We start from the raw sequence: 3,622 nt of genomic DNA, 5'->3' as shown, positions 1-3,622 counted from the left end.
ACGGTGCGCGCCGACCGCCCGCGGCGACCCCCGTCCCCGCGCCCGTCGCCTGACGCGCCGGCTCGCGGGCCGGTGGCACCCCGGGCAGGGTCGGGGCATGGACTACACGCCCCGCGGCACCGACCGCCCGTGCGTGTTCTGCGCGATCGTCGCCGGGCGCTCCCCCGCGCACGTCGTGCTGCGCACCGAGGGCGTCATCGCGTTCCTCGACACCCACCCGCTGTTCCCCGGCCACGTGCTGCTCGTGCCCACCCTCCACGTGCAGACCCACGACGACCTGCCTCTCGCGCTGGCGGAGGAGTGGCTGCGCAGCAGCCAGCGCCTGCAGCGGGCGGTGGAGGCGGCGACCGGGTCCGAGGGCGCGCTGCTCATCGTCAACAACGTCGTCAGCCAGAGCGTCCCGCACGTGCACCAGCACGTCATCCCCCGCACCCGGGGTGACGGCCTGCGGCTCTGGCTCGGTCCCCGCGGCCGGTACCGCGACGACGCCGAGGCCGCCGAGGTCGCCGCCCGCGTCCGGGCCGCCCTGCCCGCGGACGCCTAGGCTCGCCCCGTGCACCTGCGGGGGTCGCCCTACGCCTACCTGGTCGTCGCCGTCGTCCTGGTGCTGCTCGCCGGCCAGGTGCCGGGCACCGCGGTCCCCCTCGTGCTCGGCGCGCTCGGCGTGGCCGCGGGCGTGGCAGGCGTCGTCCTGCTCGTGCGGCAGGGCCGGGACCCCAACGGCCCGCCCGGCCAGCACTGACCGGCCGCACGGACCGACCGGCGCCGGACCGTGCCGGGCGTCACGCACGGGGCTAGCCTCTGCACCGCTTGCCGGGCCGCGGACCCGGGCACCCGAGGAGGATGGACGTGCTGGACGCCTCGCTGGAGCTGCTGCCCGAGCCCGGGGCGGCGAGCCAGGCGCGCCGCTGGGCCGGCAGCCTGCTGCACCCGCTCGTCGGCGGGGACACCACCGACACCGTCGAGCTCGTCCTCACCGAGCTCGTCCAGAACGCGGTCCTCCACGCCGGCACCCCGATGACCCTGGCGCTGGCGCAGGACGAGGACGGCGTCTGCGTGAGCGTCGCCGACGGCTCGGCCGTCCTGCCCTCCTCCGGTCTCACCGACGCCGAGGCGATGTCCGGCCGGGGCCTGCTCATGGTCGCCGCCGTGGCCACCACGTGGGGCGCCGAGCAGCGGCCCGGCGGCAAGGTGGTGTGGGCCTGCGTGCCGGAGGCCACCGAGGACACCGGGCACGGGACGTCCGAGGACGGCGACGGGCCGGGCGACGACGCGGACGTCGACCCCGAGGAGCTGCTCGCCCGCTGGTCGGACGGCGCCCGGACGCCGCTGCAGCTGTCCGACCGCGAGCCGCTCGTCGTCACCGGCCTGCCGGTCGCCACCATGCTGGCCGTCAAGACGCACAACGACGACGTCTTCCGCGAGCTCACGCTGTGCGCGATGGAGCAGCACGAGCCGGGCGAGGGTCCGGCGGCCGAGGTCACCCGGCTGGCCCGCCGCGCGCGCGAGGTGCTCGCGTCCTTCGCCGACGGCCGCCAGCAGGTCCGCGACCAGGTGCTGGCCGCCGTCCGCGCCGGGGCGACGAGCTTCGACCTCACCCTCGCCGTCGACGACCGGGCGGTCGGGGTGCTCGACGACTACCTGGCCATCCTCGAGGAGGCGGACGGCTGGGCGGAGCGGGGGCTGCTGCTCAGCGAGCCCCCCGCCGACGAGGTGCTCGCCGTCCGCCGCCGCTACCTCACCTCCCTGCTGGCCCAGCTCCACGACCGCTGACGCCCCTCACGTCGGGCGGCGGTGGCCGGACGCAGCGTCACGGGGTGCGGTCGCGGGGGTGACGCCGCCGCCGCAGGGGTGGCGGCTCCCTGTGCTCCGGCCACGCGCCGGGCCAGGCTGAGGTGATCCTGCGGCGGTGGACATGTCGACGACCCCCGGACCGCTGCTGCGCGCGGACGTGTGCGTGGTGGGCGCGGGCCCCGCGGGGCTCACGGTCGCCCACGAGCTGGCGGGCACCGGCCTGCGCGTGCTCGTCCTCGAGGCCGGGCCTGCCGCCCCGCCGCCCGGCGGCGTCGACGTGCCCTCGACCCGGAGCGTCGGCCTGCCGTACGACCCGGCCACCACCCGCAGCGCCGGGGTGGGCGGCAGCAGCCTGCGGTGGGACATCGAGACGCCCGCCGGCCCGGACCACGTCCGGCTCAAGGAGCTGGACCCGCTCGACCTCGAGGACCGGGGGGCGCGGTCGGGGCCCGGCTGGCCGCTGACCTGGGACGAGCTGGCCCCGCACTACCGCCGCGCCCGCGAGCTGTTCGGCCTCGCCCCCGCCGACCCGGGCCGGGACGCCCCGGTCCGCGGCCGGCTCGAGCGGCGGTCCTACTCCTTCGGCCGCAGCGCCGTCTTCACCACCGAGGTCCCGGCCCTGCTCGCGGCGCACCCGCACGTGACGCTGCTGGCCGGCTGGACCGTGACCGAGGCCGTCCCCTCGCCCGGCGGCGGCCAGGTGGCGCGGCTGCGGTGCTGGTCGGAGGAGCACGGCGCGACCACCGTCGAGGCGCGGGCCTACGTCCTCGCCGGCGGCGGCATCGAGAACGCGCGCCTGCTGCTCGCCTCTCGGGCGGGCTCGCCCGCCGGGCTCGGCAACGACCACGACCAGGTCGGCCGGCACTTCATGGAGCACCCGCACTACCTCGCCGGAGTCGTCGTGCCCTCGCGCGGGCGGGACCTCACCCTGGCGTCCCGGCGCTGGGACCTGGTCTCGCGCGCCGGCCGGCCCGCCCAGGACAAGTACGCCCTCGCCCCCGCGCTGGTCCGCCGGCACGGTCTGCTCAACGCCGCCTACAAGGTGCAGCTGCACACCGGGGCCACCGCGCCCGGCTTCGGGCACGACGGCCGGGTCGGCCAGCCGGTGGTCGACGCCTACGCGGCGCTGCGGGCGGCCGTCCGGCTCCGTGACCCCTCGGGGGTGACGCCGCTGGAGCTGGCCCGCCTCGCCGCGGCCACGCCGGAGCTCGCCCGCCGGGCCTACCGGCAGGTCGGCGCCGGCCGGGCGGGCGGCGCAGGCCGGACCGTCGGGCACACCTCGTTCCGGGTGCGCGTCATGGGCGAGCAGGAGCCCTCGCCGTCGTCGCGGCTGACCCTGGCGGGCACCCGGGACCGCCTCGGCGTCCCGGAGGCGCGGCTGGACTGGCGCCTCAGCGAGACCGACGTCCGCTCGATGGTGCAGGGGCAGCACCTGGTCGCCGAGGACCTCGGCAGCCTGCTCGGCGGCCGCGTCGTCACGCTGCTGGGCCGCGACGGCGAGCCCCGCCCCCTCGGCGGCGCGCACCACATGGGGACCACCCGGATGAGCACCCGGCCCCGGGACGGCGTGGTCGACCGGGACTGCCGGGTGCACGGCGTCCGCAACCTCTTCGTCGCCGGGTCGTCGGTGTTCCCGACCGGGGGCGCGGCCAACCCGACGCTCACCGTCGTCGCGCTGGCCGCCCGGCTGGCGCGCGACCTGGCCCGCGAGCTCACGACGCCGGCCGGCCGCGAGGCCCCCGCCCCCGTGGCGTCCGCCGCGGCAACCCCCGCCACGACCTCCGCTGAGCCTGCGGCGTCGACGGTCCTCGCCCCCGCGGGCTGACCG

Annotated in this window: 4 protein-coding genes; all 4 read left to right on the top strand. The window is 78.3% G+C overall.

Features of this window, described 5'->3' with window-relative positions:
* The first annotated feature begins 97 nt into the window (after window positions 1-97).
* The 4 genes from WCS02_RS18645 to WCS02_RS18630 all read left to right on the top strand — a co-directional run bounded on the left by WCS02_RS18645 (window position 98) and on the right by WCS02_RS18630 (window position 3,619).
* Complete coding sequence (locus WCS02_RS18645; protein ID WP_340295787.1) at window positions 98-544, top strand: HIT family protein; 447 nt, start codon at window positions 98-100, stop codon at window positions 542-544.
* Window positions 545-553: 9 nt separating this feature from the next.
* A complete protein-coding gene (locus WCS02_RS18640) occupies window positions 554-742 on the top strand; it encodes a hypothetical protein (RefSeq protein WP_340295786.1) in 189 nt (62 codons plus the stop codon).
* A gap of 107 nt (window positions 743-849) precedes the next feature.
* Window positions 850-1,773 (top strand): ATP-binding protein, encoded by a 924-nt coding sequence (locus WCS02_RS18635; RefSeq protein ID WP_340295785.1) that lies wholly within the window; start codon window positions 850-852, stop codon window positions 1,771-1,773.
* Between the two features lie 142 nt (window positions 1,774-1,915).
* Window positions 1,916-3,619: an FAD-dependent oxidoreductase gene (locus WCS02_RS18630; protein ID WP_340295788.1), complete on the top strand. Its 1,704-nt coding sequence runs from the start codon at window positions 1,916-1,918 to the stop codon at window positions 3,617-3,619.
* Window positions 3,620-3,622: the final 3 nt, after the last annotated feature.

The organism is Aquipuribacter hungaricus (assembly GCF_037860755.1).
Lineage (GTDB): Bacteria > Actinomycetota > Actinomycetes > Actinomycetales > JBBAYJ01 > Aquipuribacter > Aquipuribacter hungaricus.
Note: the sequence above shows the minus strand (reverse complement) of the source record. Positions and strands in the feature narration are given on the sequence as shown.